Genomic DNA, 12,240 nt, shown 5'->3' on the forward strand with positions numbered 1-12,240 from the left:
TATGCATGGGCTGCGGAGTAAAGATTCAAACGAAAAACCCAAATGAACTGGGATTTGCACCGGCTTCAGCGTTAGAAAAAGATATTGTGATTTGCCAGCGCTGTTTCCGTTTAAAGCATTATAATGAAGTCCAAGATGTCAGCTTGACGGATGATGATTTTTTAAAAATTTTAAATGGGATCGGTAAAGCGGATGCCCTTATTGTGATGATTGTCGATATTTTTGATTTTAATGGCTCCTGGATTCCCGGAATGCATCGGTTTGCTTCCGATAACCCGATTTTGCTTGTTGGCAACAAGGCAGATTTGCTGCCAAAATCAGTTAAAAGAAACAAGCTGATTGCCTGGATGAAACAGCAATCTAAAGACCTTGGGCTGCATGCTGAGGATGTATATCTTGTTAGTGCAGCAAAAGGGCATTTTATTAAAGAAACTGCACGGGCAATTGAAGAATACCGCAATGGAAAAGATGTGTATGTCGTAGGCTGCACAAATGTCGGAAAATCAACGTTTATTAACCGAATTATCAAAGAAGTGACCGGTGAAGGGGACGTGATTACGACCTCGCATTTCCCGGGAACAACATTGGATATTATTCAAATACCTCTTGATGACGGAAAATTCTTGATGGATACACCGGGGATTATTAACCATCATCAGATGGCTCATTTTGTCGCTAAGCAGGACTTGAAAATCATTACCCCGAAAAAAGAAATTAAGCCAAAAGTTTTTCAGCTGAATGAAGGACAGACATTGTTTTTTGGCGGGCTTGCGAGATTCGATTACGTCAGCGGCGGCAGACAATCATTTGTTTGTTATGTATCCAATGAACTTCAAATCCATCGGACGAAAATGGAAAATGCAGATTCACTGTATGAAAATCATCTTGGTGAATTGCTTTCACCGCCAGGACCGGAACAATTACCTGCATTTCCCGAACTGGAAAAGCAGGAGTTTCTTATAAGGGAAGCCAAAACGGATATTGTTTTTTCAGGTCTTGGCTGGATTACGGTTAACGACCCTGGAGTAAAAGTGATTGCCTACGCACCAAAAGGGGTGCAAACATTGTTGCGTAAATCACTAATTTAAAGAGAATAAAGGATTGGGGAGAGTGTTTTGAAAAAACTTTTTGCCGTTTTGGGTGATCCAATTGCCCACTCTATGTCGCCGGCAATGCATAATGATTTGTTCGCCCATTATCGCTTGGAGGCGGAGTACCTCCCGTTTCAAGTGCAAAAGGAAAATTTAAAAGATGCAGTAAAAGGATTAAAAGCGCTCGGTGCAGCCGGCTTTAATGTTACTGTGCCTCACAAGAGTGCCATTCTGCCATTTCTTGATGAAATCGATGAACTGGCATTATCGATTGGTGCTGTGAATACAGTTGTAAACCGATCCGGAAAGCTTGTTGGCTATAATACAGACGGATTAGGCTTTATTAAAGGCTTAGAGACTTTTTTACCCCAATTGGCAAATAAAAAGGCTCTTGTCATCGGAGCTGGCGGTGCAGCTCGGGCAATTTATTTTTCCCTTGCACAGCTGGATTGTTTGACAATTGATCTAGCCAACCGGACCGTCCAAAAAGCGGAAGAACTGATCCGGGATTGTCCGTTTACGAATGCGTCTCGGGCATTTTCGCTTGATGAAGCAGCTGCCAAATTAGGGGATTATGATTTACTGATTCAAACCACTTCAATTGGCATGCATCCGAATAGTACGGAGCAGCCCTTACGTCTTGACCGGTTGGGAAACAAGGCAGTTGTATGTGATATCATCTACAATCCTTTATATACTCAATTTTTACAGCAAGCAAAGCAAAGAGGAGCCACTGTTCAAAATGGACTTGAAATGTTTGTCTATCAAGGGGCGCTCGCTTTTGAAAAATGGACAGGCATTTTCCCTGATATTCAACGAATGAAAACGAATGTTTTACAGCAACTAAGGAGGACACTAAATGTTAACAGGTAAACAAAAACGATTTTTACGTTCAAAAGCACATCATTTGGATCCGATTTTTCAAGTAGGAAAAGGCGGCGTGAATGAGAATATGATCAGGCAGATCGCAAATGCCCTTGAAGCAAGAGAATTGATGAAAATTAGTGTTTTACAAAATTGTGAAGATGATAAAGCTGACATCGCCGGGCAGCTTGCAGAAGGGGCCGGTGCTGAATTGGTACAAATCATTGGCAACACAATTGTTCTTTATAAAGAATCTGTGGAAAATAAACAAATGATCCTCCCATAAAATGACTGGACCTGAAGGAGGCTTGCTGCATGAGAAAAGTTGGGATATTGGGAGGAACGTTTGACCCGCCCCACTTTGGTCATCTTTTGATTGCCAATGAGGTATTGTCCACCCTGAGCTTGGACGAAATTTGGTTCATGCCAAACCAAGAACCGCCCCATAAAAAAAAATCGTCGGCCATCAAAAATGAAGACAGGTTCTCAATGCTGGAACTGGCGATTGAAGGGAATGGGCAATTCCGGATCGAAACGATTGAATGGCAACGTCAAGGCCCATCCTATACGTATGAAACGATGCGGTTGTTGAAAGAACAACATTCTGATATCCAGTTTTATTTTATTATCGGTGGGGATATGGTTGAATATTTGTCAAAATGGCATAAAATTGACGAATTGGTGAACCTTGTTCAATTTGTTGGTGTTGAGAGGCCTTCATATCACTGCCGCAGCCCTTACCCTATACTGTATGTTGATATTCCGGCAATGGATATTTCATCTAGCATGATTCGCAAAAGATTAAAAGTTGGAAGAACCATCCGTTATTTAGTACCGGATTCAGTCATCAGCTACATAAAGGAGAATCACTTATATGAAACGTGATATCGCATTGGAAATAGTTAAGAAACAAATGCCGGAGCATCGCTATTTGCATACACTCGGTGTGATGGAAACAGCAATAGGGCTGGCGAACCAAAATGGGGTAAATGAAACACAGGCAGAACTAGCTGCAATTTTTCATGATTATGCCAAATATCGTCCAAAGGCGGAAATGGAACAGCTGATCCGCATGAAGGATATGCCGGCGATTTTGCTTGAATTTAATTCGGAATTATGGCATGCCCCTGTTGGTGCCTATCTTGTCGAGCATGAAGTGGGGATCACCGATGGAGCAATTTTAAATGCGATCCGCTATCACACATCGGGAAGAGTCGGGATGACGAAGCTTGAAAAAGTGATTTATTTAGCGGATTATATCGAGCCGGGCCGGCATTTTCCAGGAGTCGATGAGGTAAGAGAGCTGGCCAAGAACGATTTCGATCGGGCGCTGATTCAAGCAGTCCAAAACACAATCGTATTTTTAATGAAAAAAAATCAGCCGATCTACCCGGATACTTTCCATACCTATAATGATCTCGTACTAAATTTACAGAAAAAGGATTGATTAAATGGACAATCAACAGTTATTAAAACTTGCCGTAAAAGCAGCTGACGATAAGCGTGCTGAGGATATTGTCGCCCTCAACATGAAAGGAATTTCTTTGATCGCCGATTATTTTATTATTTGCCATGGGAATTCGGATAAACAAGTGCAAGCGATTGCTAGGGAAATGAAAGAAAAAGTGGAAGAAAGCCATTTCGAGGTAAAAAGAATGGAAGGATTTGATGAAGCAAGATGGATTTTAATCGATATGGGGGATGTTGTTGCCCATGTTTTCCATCGGGACGAGCGCAGCTATTATAATTTGGAACGACTTTGGGGAGATGCCCCGCAAGAAGATATCCGCGGTGTTTTGCCTTCATGAGCTATGAAAGGTTTGCTTTTTTATATGATGAATTGATGGCTGATGCTCCATACGATCAATGGGTAGCCTTCACAAAAAAGAAGCTTGCTCGCTTTGATGTATCAGGCAAACGGATGCTCGATTTAGCTTGCGGCACAGGCGAATTATCGGTTCGGTTTGCAAACGAGGGGTTTGCGGTCACGGGGGTTGATCTATCGGCTGAAATGCTTAGTGTCGCCAGAAAAAAAGCGGAAGATTGCGGTTTGACCATCCCGTTGTATCAGCAGGACATGGCTGAACTGGAAGGGCTCGGGCCATTTGATTTTATCGTTATTTATTGTGACTCGCTCAATTATTTGGCTGATGAGAAACAAGTTCAGAAGACACTTGCCGGCGTTTTCCGCTTTCTAAAAAAAGGCGGTGTACTCTTATTTGATGTACATTCGATCGATAAAATCAACAATGGTTTTATCAATCAGACTTTTACGCTGAACGAAGATCATATGGCCTATATTTGGAATAGCTTTCCCGGAGAGTTTCCGTACAGTGTTGAACATGAGTTGAGTTTTTTTGTCCTTGATGAAGAAAGCGGTAAATACGACCGCGTTGATGAGCTTCATATACAGCGGACTTTTCCGATTCATGCGTATTCCCAGTGGTTAAAAGAAGCAGGTTTTGAAATAATCGAAGTGAATGCCGATTTTACCGAAACGGCTCCTCAGCCCGAATCAGAAAGAATCTTTTTTAGTGCCCTAAAAAAATAAAGGAAGCCGTCTTTTAAAAAAAGATGGCTTTTTTGGCTAATCAGAATTTATATGGATAAATTCTGAACGCATACATTCAACTACGCCTCTGTCTTCGCTAAAGGCTCGTCAATCGGCGAGTTTTCTTTATAATATCAGATTTATATGTTGACCCTTTTTTACGATTGCCGGAAGAGTAAGATATGGAGTCTACTATTCTGAAACGAATCTTTTTTGACCAAAATCATGAATCCGTGACATGAAAAGTATACATGCAAGGAATTTATTCCATAACCGGGGTGTTTTGTGGTTGTTTGATCTCCGCTCCAGGCGGCTTCGCTTTCCGCGGGCGTGCCGGGGAGCCTCCTCAGCGCTTTGGCGCCTGCGGGGTCTCCCCTGCCCCGTACTCCCGCAGGAGTCTTCGCCGCCTTCCGCTCCAATCCAAAAAGTGAGCGGAATCAACCATAAATAAAATGATAGCGGTTCTTTGTCAATTTTCTACGATAATAAGCTTTTTGGATTGTCAAATAGGCTTGTATTAGGTCTTTTCAGGCTATTCACTTGCATGGTTATGGTTAAAAATGTGAGATATACTTACTTGGACATCTTAAATAAGTGTATATATTTCCCAAATTTTAACGATATCAATCTTGCATGCTTCACCATTTTGTAAAACGGTCTTACTTCTTCCGAAGAACTATTTTTTCAATGAGTCTCCTCAGCCATTAGCGTTTCTTGATCGACATAAGATATACAGAAATAGGGGCATATCCGTTGTAACCTTTGTGAGAATGGCTACCCTTGGTATTACAGTTAACAAATGACGATTTCCGAAAGAGAATTTGTGCCAAGGAATAAAGAGTCAAACTGGTAAAGACCCGATGGCCTAATCAATGTGCTTATGTTTGTAAGAGTACAAGAGATGATTGCGTATTTCATCATTCCCAAAGTAATGGAAATAAGCGAAGAAGTGTACTATAAAGGGAGTAGATGGCATAGAGTACAAACTATCTGATGTCCTTTAGCAAAAGAACGCTAAGAATCCTAGGAATAATTCGTTTATGGCACTCTGTTGATTGGAGCGGAAGGCGCCGACTCCTGGGGGATTAGCGTTACAGGCGAGACCCCGCAGGAGCGTTAGCGACGAGGAGGCTCGGCGAACGCCCCCCGGAAAGCGAGTGCCTGGAGCGGAAATCAACAGACCCCGTTTATCCGCCAAACTAAAAAGGACCGGGCGGTTTTTGCCCGGTTTTTCTTATAATTCGGAGAAGGATTTTTTTAAAAAAAGGCGAATGTAAATAGTTAAGAGAATTGCTGTCTTGTTTTTTCCAGATCTTCTGCGAATTTTTGGTTGGTTGCCTCAAATACATGCTCGAATATATCGCCTAATTCTCTTTCAAGCACATCGATCCCTTCGCCTGTAATTCCGCCTTTTACGCATACTTTCTCCAGCAGTGTTGGCAGAGTATAATGACCTTGTTTTAATAATTCACCAAAGCCAATGATCATTTCACTTGCCAATTTCGTTGCGATATTTTTGTTAATTCCCGTTTCGTTTACCGCGCCAATGATAAACCGCTGCAGCAAGTAGCTGAAAAATGCCGGTCCACAGCTGACAATGTCAGATGCCACCCTTGTTATTTTTTCATCGATTTCCACAGGGATTGAGATTTTCTTGAATAAAAGATCGGTTTCCTTTTTCCAGCTATTTTGGCAGTTTACCCCATAAGTAATGAGTGAAACGCCGGCAAGAGCCCGATTTGTGATGCTGGGGATCGCCCGAATAACAGAGCAGGCAACATACCTCTCCAGTTGGTCTGTACTAATTGGGCTTGTAATGGAAATTAGGCATTTCTCAGCAGTTAAATGCGGCTGGATTTGCTGTAAAATCCCGATAACATCCAATGGTTTTACACAAATAAACAGCAGCTGGGAATTGGCTGCTACCTCGTCAGCATTTTTTCCAATCTGAATCCCGGGATATAGATCTTTTAGCCTCTGTGCCTTTGAGAGAGTTCTATTTGTAATCATCATGGCAGTAGGGGGTACAGCATGACTATCCATGATGGCCTCCACAAGAATACTCCCCATATTGCCTGTACCGATGATCCCGATGTTCATTGTCGCAACCCTCCTTATCGCAAATATTCTCTTCTAACATTATGTAGACGGCTTGCCATTTATACCATTAGGAAGGATGAATCAAATGAAACAATGGCTTATGGAACACAAACTGTATTTTGTAGTCCCGGTATTCATTATTTTAGGCACTGTATATTATTTTTTTAATCAAAAACCGCCTGAATCCAATGCGCAATTCGCCCAATTGGAAAAACAAAGTGCTGAAAAGGTAGAAGCTAAGGAGCAAACAATCAAACCGCTGCCAAATGAACAGAAGCAGCCGGCAAAAACGGAAACGATCTTCGTGGATGTAAAAGGGGCAGTGAAAAAGCCTGGTGTTTATCAGGCGAATGAGAATGAACGGGTTAACGATATCATTCTTCGGGCAGGTGGCTTAGGAGAAACGGCAGATGCCAGCCAAGTCAATTTTGCTGCCCGAGTACAAGATGAGATGGTCATTTACGTACCGGTAAAAGGTGAAACCAATCCGCCGGTTCCACAAGCATCTGCGAATGCATCCCCACCACCGCAGCCAGGAAGCACAACGGGCAGTCAACCGGGAAACGGAAAGGTAAATTTAAACAAAGCGAATGAAAGCGACCTGGAAACACTGCCAGGGGTGGGGCCAGCGAAAGCTGCAGCAATCATAGAATACCGAAAGCAAAATGGTTCATTCCAATCCCCGGAAGATTTGAAAAAGATTAGCGGAATTGGCGATAAAACGTTTGAGAAGCTTAAAGATTTGATTACCGTTCAATAACCACTTCGGAAGCGTTTTTTAAATCTTGACCAGTTTGTTCGATCGAAAGTACACTAGATAGGGACGAGCAGGTCAATCGAAAGGAGCGTGTTGACAAGTGGAACGAATTTCTTGGGATCAATATTTCATGGCACAAAGCCATTTACTCGCATTAAGAAGCACTTGTACAAGACTGGCAGTTGGCGCCACCATTGTGAGGGACAAACGGATCATTGCCGGAGGATACAACGGTTCCATTGCCGGTGGAGATCATTGTATTGATAAAGGCTGTTATGTAATCGACCATCATTGCGTACGAACCATACATGCGGAGATGAATGCATTGCTGCAATGCGCAAAATTCGGTGTGCCAACGGCAGGGGCTGAAATATATGTAACGCATTTTCCTTGCCTTCAGTGCACAAAGGCGATTATTCAGGCCGGTATCAAAACCGTTTACTATGCAAAAGATTATAAAAATCATCCGTATGCTGTAGAGCTTTTTGAACAGGCAAATGTTCAAATTGAGCAGGTGGAATTAAAAGAACAAGTTATTGATTTCAGAAAAATAGCTGAATAGTTGAAAGCCGCCGGTTTCGCAGCCGGCGGTGCATTGAATGAAAGGGAATGATTATGAGTGGAAAATATCTTTACTTTGCACTAGCAGCATTAGTGGGCGTCCTTTATTCGTTTTTACCGATTTTGCCTTTTCTACTTCTCACCGTTCTTTATTTCGCGGGCATCTTTTGGTTCAAGAAGTTTTCCAAAAAACAGTCGATCGCTATAGTGATCGTATTTGTCCTCTTTCTGAGCGCTGCAAAAATTCAGTTGATAAAAAATCAAACCAAGATCGACCCCTCGGCCACAGACTTTTACCTTCAATTTACCGACAACCCGGTGATAGATGGGGACAAATTTCAAATCCGCGCAAAAGAAATCCGCAATCAAGAGAACCTTTTACTACGTTACCAGATAAAATCAGAAGCTGAAAAAACCATGCTGCAACAACTCGATGTCTTTAAATTGTCGTGTAAGGTTTCAGGCAAGCTAGAAAAACCGAGAGCTGCGAAAAATGAAAATCTCTTCGATTATCGCAACTACTTACAAGAAAAGAAAATCCATTGGGTCTTGGCAACTGAAGAACCACCGCTGAATCAATGTGTTGAAAACAATTCAGGTTTGGTGAGGGTGTTGAAGGAGATCCGTTTTTCCGGTATCCGCTATCTTGATGAACATTTTCCCGGCAAAATAGCCGCACTGGCTTCTGCGCTAATTTATGGGGATCGAAGTAGCATGGAACCAGAGCTTTTAGACAGCTATCAAAAGATTGGCATCATCCATCTATTGGCGATTTCTGGCCTGCATGTTTCCCTTTTCATCGCTGCTCTCTATTATTTTGGCCTTCGCTTTGGCGCCACGCGGGAAAGGATGACTGAGTTGATTTTAATGATCCTCCCGGCCTATGCGGTTCTTACTGGAGGATCTCCATCAGTGATTCGAGCAGTATTGATGATTTTTCTTATCCTGATCTCGGAAAAGTGGAAGAGAAAAATAAGGCTCAGGCCAGTTGATGCGATTAGCCTTGCGTTTGCGTTCTATCTTTTTCTTAACCCATCGGTGTTAGTTGATCCGGGTTTTCAGCTGTCTTTCTCTGTTAGTTTCGCAATAATTGTGTCCGCACCGTTTAGTTTAAAGCGATGTCGTGGCACTATTTCCACGATGATCGCCGTATCGCTTGTAGCACAACTAGCGGCTCTGCCAATTCTCCTCTATCATTTTTATGAAGTCTCACTTCTCAGTATTGCTGCTAATTTGCTGTTTATTCCGCTTTATTCTTTTGTATTTCTTCCAGGTGTTTATTTGCTTTTCGTTTTGCAGCTCGTATTTGGTTCGGTTCCCGCTTGGCTTCTCCAAATTTTCACCACTTTGTTGGATATTTCCGGTGATCTCGCAAAGTTTCTTGCTGAAATTCATTTTTTTCGCTACACTCCCGGACGGCCAGGCTTAGAAATGCTTCTCGTTTACCTCTTTACCATCCTCGCCCTTTTCTTTTTTTGGGAAAAAAGGGACTTGAAAAAGAATCGCTATCGAATATGGGGACTTCTTCTTTTTTTGCTGACGTTCCAAAATCTGTTGAATCTGTTGAATCCACTTGGAGAGGTAACTGTCATAGATGTTGGCCAAGGTGATAGCATTCTGATCCATCTTCCTTTTGCCCGAGGGAATTATTTAATTGATACGGGTGGAAGTATGTCCTTTCAAGAACAAGATTGGCAAAAGAGGGCAAAGGAATTTGAAGTCGGAAAAAATATTGTTGTTCCTTATTTAAAAAGTAAAGGAATTACGAGGATTGATAAATTAATTCTTACGCATGGAGATATGGATCATATCGGCGGTGCACAGGCAATTATTAAAGAACTGAATGTAAAGGAAATCGTCATTCCATCAGTAAAAGAGCTATCCAGCCTTGAGGTTGACATTCTTCGAGCAGCAAAAAGCAGGAATATTCCTGTTGTGAAAGCTGCAGATGGAGCTGAATGGAAAAATCGTGACAGTGAATTCCGGGTTATTTCACCGCTTGCAAATTATACAGGGGATCGAAACAGAGGGTCGCTAACGATTTGGGCATCGATTGGAGGACTGCATTGGTTCTTCGGCGGAGACCTTGATCAAGCGGGTGAAGACAGCGTTGTGGAGCGGCATCCCAAGCTTTCCATTGATGTGTTAAAAGTTGGACATCATGGAAGCAAAACCTCAAGTTCACCCGTTTTCCTGGAACATTACAAGCCGAAAGTAGCGCTTATATCAGCAGGAGAAAAAAATCGGTATGGACACCCACATAGCCAAGTTATCGAGCGTTTAGACCGCATTCAAGCGGGGATTTACCGAACAGATAGACAAGGAGCCATAACCTACCGCTTTAATCGAATAACTGGAACCTTTTCAACTTTCCTGCCATAGAATATACCAGCAAAAGCCAAAAAAAAAGACCGCGGTTCGAATGCAGTCTTGAAAATGGCCAGACTCTTTGACAAGACGCTGCCGCTTTCGGGGTTCCACTAAATGGCATCTTGTTGCTAAAACGCTGGCCAGATGGTAAAACAGCGCTTTCACTTTTCTGTTAGGAACCGAGAAGTTTTACGATGGTTGCAATGATAAACATGGTCGCAAAAAAACCAAATGAGACAAAAAATCCTACAGCGGAATCAATTGCGTCATTGCGTTTGCTTTGGACGTTTTGTTCAAATTCATTCACAGTCAACCCCTCCTAACCTACATTTAAGTATACGTGATAAAATGTGAAAAATCTAGCTTCCACTGAATGCCTTCCTTTAATGACAAGAGTTTACACAAATAGTTTGGCTAATTCGAGCCAAACTAACAATATCAATCGCAATTCCGTCGGCTCTTCAAGTACCTAGGGCTTGCAACTGCCGGCGTTTATTATAGATAGGGAATTGGCGCTTGCGAGCAAACCAATTCCCTTTGCCCACTTGTCAAAACGTCCAAGCTTCATTACGATAAGAATAGCATTCATAACGAAGGGGCGAAAGACGGTTGGTAACAGACGTATGGAAACAAATTAAACAAAAAAAAATTGCTCCCGTTTATTTACTATACGGAACAGAATTATTTCTTATGAATGAAACAAAGCAATTGATAGTAAACACTATTTTAGAGGAAGAGGAGAAAGAATTTAATTTTTCCGCATACGATTTGGAGGAAATTTCGATAGAAGAAGCACTGGAGGATGCTGAGACGCTTCCGTTCTTAGGAGACAAAAAAGTTGTTTTTTTACATAATCCGGTATTTTTAACATCAGAGAAAAAGAAAGAAAAAGTGGAGCATAATGTGGCAAGGTTAGAAGCATATCTTCGAGAGCCTGCTCCCTTTACTGTATTGGTTTTTTTCGCACCTTATGAAAAACTGGACGAGCGAAAAAAGATGACAAAGGAACTAAAGAAGCATGCAGTGACGGTTGAAGCGAAAAAGTTAACGGAATCGGAATTAAACAACTGGATTCAAAGCAGAGCAAAGGTAAATGGAGTGGAAATAAATCAAGAAGCGATCGACTTGCTGCTGACACTTGTTGGTCCAAATCTTTTTATGCTGACGAGTGAAGTTGATAAATTGGCCTTATATGCAAGCGGAAAAGAAACGATTGATACACATTTAGTCGAAATGCTTGTTTCCCGTTCCCTTGAGCAAAATATTTTTACTTTAATTGACAAAGTTGTCCAGCGAAAATTGGATGAGGCGCTAAGAATTTATTATGATTTGGTAAAACAGAATGAGGAACCAATCAAAATTTTATCCTTAATTGCCGGTCAGTTCCGCTTACTCTATCAGGTAAAGGAGCTGTCGCGGCGCGGCTATGGCCAGCAGCAAATTGCAGGCTTTATCAAAGTCCACCCGTTTCGGGTTAAATTAGCTGCAGGTCAGGCAGGAAAATTCACAGATGAGGAATTAACAGCGTTTATGAAAATGCTGGCAGAGGCCGATTACCAGATGAAAACTGGCAGTATGAATAAATCGTTAGTGGTCGAAATGCTGTTATTTAAATTGAAAAAAAACGATTCCTAAGTAGGAATCGTTTTTTTTACACTTTTTATTATAGTGCGTTGATTTTTTTCATCAGACGGGATTTTTTACGAGCAGCTGCATTTTTATGGATAAGACCTTTTGCAGCAGCTTTATCAAGGTTTCTTGCAGCGTTAGCGTATACCTCTTTTGCAGCAGCGCCGTCGTTTGCAGTAACTGCAGCTTCAACTTTTTTAACAGCTGTGCGCATTGCAGATTTTGCAGCAGTATTTTGAGCGTTGCGTGTATCACTTGTTTTTACACGTTTGATTGCAGATTTAATATTTGGCATTCCGTTCACCTCCTAGAAAGAA

At 41.9% G+C, this 12,240-nt stretch carries 13 protein-coding genes and 1 pseudogene; 11 read left to right on the forward strand and 3 right to left on the reverse strand.

Annotated features, from left to right (window positions below; translation table 11 throughout):
- Positions 1–5 precede the first annotated feature (5 nt).
- The 7 genes from yqeH to ACQYAD_RS16245 are packed head-to-tail and all read left to right on the forward strand — an operon-like array spanning position 6 to position 4,506.
- Positions 6–1,088 (forward strand): ribosome biogenesis GTPase YqeH, encoded by a 1,083-nt coding sequence (gene yqeH, locus ACQYAD_RS16215; protein WP_430240008.1) that lies wholly within the window; start codon positions 6–8, stop codon positions 1,086–1,088.
- Positions 1,089–1,115: 27 nt separating this feature from the next.
- Positions 1,116–1,964 (forward strand): shikimate dehydrogenase, encoded by an 849-nt coding sequence (gene aroE, locus ACQYAD_RS16220; protein ID WP_430239742.1) that lies wholly within the window; start codon positions 1,116–1,118, stop codon positions 1,962–1,964.
- Complete coding sequence (gene yhbY / locus ACQYAD_RS16225) at positions 1,951–2,241, forward strand: ribosome assembly RNA-binding protein YhbY (RefSeq protein WP_430239745.1); 291 nt, start codon at positions 1,951–1,953, stop codon at positions 2,239–2,241. The genes aroE and yhbY overlap by 14 nt, the downstream gene beginning before the upstream one ends.
- 29 nt (positions 2,242–2,270) lie before the next feature.
- A complete protein-coding gene (locus ACQYAD_RS16230; RefSeq protein ID WP_430239747.1) occupies positions 2,271–2,840 on the forward strand; it encodes a nicotinate-nucleotide adenylyltransferase in 570 nt (189 codons plus the stop codon).
- A complete protein-coding gene (gene yqeK / locus ACQYAD_RS16235; RefSeq protein WP_430239750.1) occupies positions 2,830–3,402 on the forward strand; it encodes a bis(5'-nucleosyl)-tetraphosphatase (symmetrical) YqeK in 573 nt (190 codons plus the stop codon). The genes ACQYAD_RS16230 and yqeK overlap by 11 nt, the downstream gene beginning before the upstream one ends.
- A 4-nt stretch (positions 3,403–3,406) precedes the next feature.
- Positions 3,407–3,763 carry a ribosome silencing factor gene (gene rsfS / locus ACQYAD_RS16240; RefSeq protein ID WP_430239751.1) on the forward strand — a complete coding sequence of 119 codons (357 nt, stop codon included), beginning with the start codon at positions 3,407–3,409 and terminating at the stop codon, positions 3,761–3,763.
- Positions 3,760–4,506: a class I SAM-dependent DNA methyltransferase gene (locus tag ACQYAD_RS16245; RefSeq protein ID WP_430239754.1), complete on the forward strand. Its 747-nt coding sequence runs from the start codon at positions 3,760–3,762 to the stop codon at positions 4,504–4,506. The genes rsfS and ACQYAD_RS16245 overlap by 4 nt, the downstream gene beginning before the upstream one ends.
- 1,281 nt (positions 4,507–5,787) lie before the next feature.
- On the opposite strand, the gene comER is transcribed toward ACQYAD_RS16245, so the two are convergent.
- Positions 5,788–6,606: a late competence protein ComER gene (gene comER, locus ACQYAD_RS16250; RefSeq protein WP_430239756.1), complete on the reverse strand. Its 819-nt coding sequence runs from the start codon at positions 6,604–6,606 to the stop codon at positions 5,788–5,790.
- Positions 6,607–6,691: 85 nt separating this feature from the next.
- On the opposite strand from comER, the gene ACQYAD_RS16255 reads away from it, so the two are divergent.
- The 3 genes and pseudogenes from ACQYAD_RS16255 (at position 6,692) to ACQYAD_RS16265 (ending at position 10,306) form a co-directional block, all read left to right on the forward strand.
- Entirely contained in the window at positions 6,692–7,366 is a 675-nt protein-coding gene (locus tag ACQYAD_RS16255; protein WP_430239759.1) for a helix-hairpin-helix domain-containing protein, read from the forward strand.
- 97 nt (positions 7,367–7,463) lie between these two features.
- Positions 7,464–7,910, forward strand: a pseudogene (locus ACQYAD_RS16260) (ComE operon protein 2); the annotation flags it as partial.
- A 68-nt stretch (positions 7,911–7,978) separates the two neighbouring features.
- Complete coding sequence (locus ACQYAD_RS16265) at positions 7,979–10,306, forward strand: DNA internalization-related competence protein ComEC/Rec2 (RefSeq protein ID WP_430239760.1); 2,328 nt, start codon at positions 7,979–7,981, stop codon at positions 10,304–10,306.
- Between the two features lie 160 nt (positions 10,307–10,466).
- On the opposite strand, the gene ACQYAD_RS16270 is transcribed toward ACQYAD_RS16265, so the two are convergent.
- A complete protein-coding gene (locus ACQYAD_RS16270; protein ID WP_430239761.1) occupies positions 10,467–10,601 on the reverse strand; it encodes a YqzM family protein in 135 nt (44 codons plus the stop codon).
- 302 nt (positions 10,602–10,903) lie between these two features.
- On the opposite strand from ACQYAD_RS16270, the gene holA reads away from it, so the two are divergent.
- Positions 10,904–11,929, forward strand: a complete 1,026-nt coding sequence (gene holA, locus ACQYAD_RS16275) for a DNA polymerase III subunit delta (RefSeq protein WP_430239763.1) — start codon at positions 10,904–10,906, stop codon at positions 11,927–11,929.
- A 28-nt stretch (positions 11,930–11,957) separates the two neighbouring features.
- On the opposite strand, the gene rpsT is transcribed toward holA, so the two are convergent.
- Positions 11,958–12,218, reverse strand: a complete 261-nt coding sequence (gene rpsT / locus ACQYAD_RS16280) for a 30S ribosomal protein S20 (RefSeq protein ID WP_430239765.1) — start codon at positions 12,216–12,218, stop codon at positions 11,958–11,960.
- Positions 12,219–12,240: the final 22 nt, after the last annotated feature.

The sequence above is a fragment of the Neobacillus sp. SM06 genome, from assembly GCF_050496765.1.
Lineage (GTDB): Bacteria > Bacillota > Bacilli > Bacillales > Cytobacillaceae > JAEVLT01.